General features: G+C 67.0%; 1 protein-coding gene and 1 pseudogene. One reads left to right on the top strand and one right to left on the bottom strand.

Translation table 11 applies throughout. The features are described 5' to 3' along the window. Nucleotides 1-1,288 (bottom strand): DUF1906 domain-containing protein (locus ACWCPW_RS51870; RefSeq protein ID WP_449768666.1); only part of this gene is annotated, 1,288 nt, incomplete at its 3' end. 402 nt (nt 1,289-1,690) lie between these two features. On the opposite strand from ACWCPW_RS51870, the pseudogene ACWCPW_RS51875 reads away from it, so the two are divergent. Further along, nucleotides 1,691-2,309: pseudogene (locus ACWCPW_RS51875) on the top strand (hypothetical protein); the annotation flags it as partial.

Consider the following 2,309-nt stretch of genomic DNA (forward strand, 5'->3'; position numbering starts at 1 on the left):
GGACGACATCGAGGTAGTCGCGGTCGATGTTGATCGACACACCGCCGTAGGACTCGGTGATGTTGCCGGTGTACTGGTGCACGCGCTGGTGATTGGCCCACAGGTTGGGCGCGACTGCCGGGTCCGCGGTATTGGCGACGTTGTTCCACAACGCGCTGAAGATGACGTCGGGCAACGCGTAGCCGCCGCCGACGTTGTTGGCGAGGTCCTTGATACCGCTGTCGGAGCTGCTGTAGACCGCCGACTTGTAGCCGCGGGCGTGGAGTTGGGTGGTCCAGGCGGACAGAAACTGAAGCACCTTGGGACGCAGGCTCGTGCCGTACGCCTCCATGTCGTAGTACAGGAGACTGCCGGGGCCGAGGCCCAGCGCCGAGGCCTGGTTGATGGCGTCGTCGGCGGCGGCGGATCCCTGAGTCTGCGGCGAGGTGATCCTGGGCGCCTGGACTCCGACGTACAGGGGCATGAAGTGCCAGCCGGCGGCGGCCTGTTGCTGAACCCAGCCGGCGGTCAGGTTGGGCTGGGAGCAACCCCGCTCCGCACCGCCGATATAGATGCCCACCGAGCGATACGGCGAGTTGTTGCGCCAGGCGTTCATCGTGTTGGAATTCGGCGCGGCGCAGGCGTCGAAGCCCTTGCCGATGTAATTGGTGGTGTTCGGCGTGGCGGCGGTGGTGCGCAGGTCCTGATTCTCCGACAGGGCCGATCGCTGCGGGGCCGCCGATCGCGGGTCGGGCAGTGCGGCACCGGACAGGATCGCGCGGACGGCGGCGCGATCGGTGTCGTAGGTCGCTGTCACCTTGATCCGGGGCGCGGTGGCGCTGATCTCGCGAGCGGTGGCGTTCTCGGTGCTCAGCGCGGCCTCGGACGTGTCGGCTGGCTCCACCAGGAACGCCTCGGTCTTGCCGACGATCTTGCTGGGGCAATCCTGCGCGGCGCTCGGAGTCCCGAGGTAGACGGCATGGCGATCGAATCGAACGCACGTGGTCGGTTCCTGCGCGAGGTCCAGGACCGGCCAGCTCTTCGGAACGTCGAACGTATATCCCTGATAGTCGACCCGTTTTGTATCCGGTGAATCCTGATCGGCGTATGCGATTGCGCTCCCACCGGCGGCAACGGTGGTTGCCAGGGTGAATGTGAGCAGGACTTGAGCAATTCTTCGCCGACTCGTTCGCGACATGGGAATATCCTTTCCGGATATCGAATTTCCGGGCATGGAGAATGCTGGATCGCAGTGCTTCTCGCGGTGCGTCTGCCGCCCACCATGGCCGCCGCCGTACGGGGAATCCAAGAGTTTAGGCGGGCCGGAAGCGGCCGGGGCCCAAACCGTCCCGCGATAGTGCGATCAACCATCGGCCGAACCGGTCGCCGGTGGCGACGGCCGGCCCGAATATGCCGGCGGCGGTTCCGGCCGGCTCGCATCGATGACAGCCCCGGTGCCGGTCGGCAGGATTTCGTCAGACGGCAACGCGCCCTGTCTCCCGACACGGCGACGGCCTCGCCGAAACCATCGGAGATCGCCGGAATCCATCGGAAATCCGTGTTTCCACTCGCCTCACGGAACGAGTGCGTTTTCGACGGGCGCAGCCTCGTCCGAGCGGGCCGCCGGTCACGGCGCCCGTCGATGTGCGCGCTCGGCCGCACATCTCTTCGTTCGCCTTTCCCGATCTAGCACCCCTGGGGAGACATCACCATGTCCAAGACCACCACTGCCCGCCGCTCCGCCCTGGGCGTACTGCTCGCCGGGGCACTGACGCTCGGTCTCGTGAGCGCGGCGGGAAGCACCGCACACGCTGCCGAAACACCCCCGTCGACCGCCGGCTCCAACAATCAGACGCAGGACAAGGGCAGTTCCGGGCAGGGCACGTCCGCGGCGGAAGGCCAAGCGCGCCTCGCGGCCGCCCCGACGCTCACCCGCGGCCAGGTGCTCGCCAGGGCGGAGAGCTGGGTGGGACTCGGGCTCGTCTACAACCAGAGCGGGTTCTACGGGGGCTACCGCAGGGACTGCTCGGGCTACGCGTCCATGGCCTGGGGTCTGGCCAAGCCGGGCCTGGCCACTCCCTACTTCGGGTCGTCCGGAGCGACCACGGACATCAGCAAGGGCGCCTTGCAGCCCGGTGACGCCCTCCTCAACAAGAAGCCGGGAAACTCCGGCCACATCGTGATCTTCGCAGGCTGGTCGGACGCCTCGCGCACCTCGTATATGGGCTACGAGTTCTCATCGAGCGGGGTGCACCACCGAGTCGTCCCGTACCCGTACTTCCCCGGTCACGATGAGGGCAGCTACGTGCCTGTCCACGCGAACAACGTGG

The organism is Embleya sp. NPDC001921 (assembly GCF_053594475.1).